Annotated in this window: 2 protein-coding genes; both read right to left on the bottom strand. The window is 53.4% G+C overall.

Going from position 1 to position 1,092, the window contains the following annotated elements:
• Positions 1-413: ester cyclase (locus AB4043_RS26385; RefSeq protein ID WP_442308637.1), on the bottom strand; the 413-nt coding region annotated here is incomplete at its 3' end.
• Positions 414-511: 98 nt separating this feature from the next.
• A partial coding sequence (locus AB4043_RS26380; protein WP_442308636.1) for a zinc-dependent alcohol dehydrogenase family protein occupies positions 512-1,092 on the bottom strand: 581 nt, incomplete at its 5' end.

Below are 1,092 nucleotides of genomic sequence, written 5' to 3'. Positions count from 1 at the left end.
ACTTCAACCAGCGGTAGGCCTGTTGGTTGAAAGCCATGAATCGGAGCAAGATGTCTTCCTTCCTGTTTCCAACGCACATAGACCCTATCCCCGTCTGAAACGAGTTCCGCGATCGTCAGTTTGTAGGTGCCGTAGGTGCGCAAAAACTCTTGAACATGAGCTGCATAATCCTCTGGCGTTCTCACGATCGTGGTTTCACCTTCTGATGTGAGCTGATGCGCCTGAACCAGCGGAGCAAAGAACTCGGAAGCTTTTGCCGGATCCCGCCCAGATCGAACGATATTGATAAACTGTTCGACGACCTCCCTTGGTGCATTCCGTTGAGTGGGCAGGGAGCGTTTGTCGCCCTGATGTTCAACTGCAAGACCGCGTACGAATACCATTCCTAGAAATAAAGCCGAGTAAAGCTTCATCAGTTCTCACCAATCAATCTGCTCGCTCAAAGCGCAGTAGGCCATCACAGTTGCAAAAGCGGCCTCCAGCAATGAGGCGTGAACCTCTCCATCGCCCGTTACGGCCGGACGCGGATGACAATCTTGCCGAATGCGCCGCGATAAAGATGATCGTAGGCTTCGAGCGCATCAGGGAAGGAGTAGACGGTGTCGATGACCGGTCGAATCTGGCTCTTCTCCAGTTCCTCATTCATTTCTTCGAACATCTTTCTCGATCCCGTTACCATTCCGCGGATGGTGACCTGTCTCTGCAACATCGGAAAGATTGGAATTTCTGAGGTGAAGCCATCAAGTATCCCGATCACAGCAATCTTTCCTCCGGGCCTGATTGTCTCGATCGATTGTCCCAGGCTTCTGCCCGCCGCGACCTCCAGAATCTGGTCGACTCCCTGTTGTTCGGTAACCTTCAGCGCTTCTTTGTGCCATTCGGGAGTTCGAACATAGTTGATGAGGTCCTTCGCTCCGAGTTGTTTCGCCCTTTCAAGCTTTTCGTCACTGCTTGAGGTGACAATTACTCGTGCACCGGCCGCCGCCGCCAGCTGCAAGCCAAAGATGGAAACGCCGCCAGTGCCTTGTACGAGAATAGTCTGGCTGGCCGTCAGCCCTCCGTTCTTCACCAGCGCATGCCATGCAGTGAGAG

This window comes from Terriglobus sp. YAF25, assembly GCF_052113305.1.
Lineage (GTDB): Bacteria > Acidobacteriota > Terriglobia > Terriglobales > Acidobacteriaceae > Terriglobus.
This window is presented reverse-complemented; position numbering and strand designations above follow the sequence as displayed.